The following is a 416-nucleotide window of genomic DNA, read 5'->3' as shown; positions in this document are numbered from 1 at the left end:
TAGCTCTGATAGCTCTGAACAGATCAAACAAGGTTATTCCCATATCAAAACCAAACCTTTGGTTTCCACTAACCAAACCCTGACATGTCATGTATGAAAAGCCGGACAATTGATTGGCATGAATTATATAAAGGAACCGGTAATGGAATTCACTGAGCAAGATAGAGATGCTTTGTACCAAACGTGGATGTCACAAAAATCTCGAATGCGAATTACGCAGATGGAGTTTTCAAAAAAGCTAGGGATGAACCAGTTGGATTTTTCGCGAGTGCTAAGAGGGGAGAAAGCATTAACCATGTCTTTCGTTAGTCACTTCTGTCGTTTGCTTCATTTGGAGCCAAGGAATGTGCTCCCTTCACTTAAAGAAGACAATGAATCCGGGCCCAAAGTGGTTTATCTGAAAAGTAGAATGAGTG

General features: G+C 40.9%; 1 protein-coding gene. It reads left to right on the top strand.

Annotated features, from left to right (window positions below):
• Window positions 1-142: 142 nt before the first annotated feature.
• A partial coding sequence (locus AB4653_RS28290) for an XRE family transcriptional regulator (protein ID WP_372105947.1) occupies window positions 143-416 on the top strand: 274 nt, incomplete at its 3' end.

The sequence above is a fragment of the Vibrio sp. 10N.222.48.A3 genome (genome assembly GCF_041475345.1).
Classification (GTDB): Bacteria; Pseudomonadota; Gammaproteobacteria; order Enterobacterales; family Vibrionaceae; genus Vibrio; species Vibrio tasmaniensis_A.
This window is presented reverse-complemented; position numbering and strand designations above follow the sequence as displayed.